Origin of the sequence: Furfurilactobacillus siliginis (assembly GCF_001437435.1) — a bacterium.
GTDB classification, from domain to species: domain Bacteria; phylum Bacillota; class Bacilli; order Lactobacillales; family Lactobacillaceae; genus Furfurilactobacillus; species Furfurilactobacillus siliginis.
Map to the genome: position 1 here is coordinate 92,800 of NZ_JQCB01000004.1, position 224 is coordinate 93,023.

Here is a 224-nt window from a genome sequence, read left to right on the forward strand (position 1 = left end):
GAACAGAGAGCGAACAGATCCGCTTATAATCCGAGCAATTGCAGGCAAGGCAGTAGGCGTCGTGAAACGACACCAGACGGCTGGCAGGCAATGCACAGGATTATGGATCTGTGAGCTCGTTTAAGACTAGAGAGCGAGCCAACCCGAGAGGCATCGAGCACCAACAAGCAGGGCGGTAAGGGCTTTAGCCCTGGACGGTCGGCCAGTTGGGCACAGATGGCTGG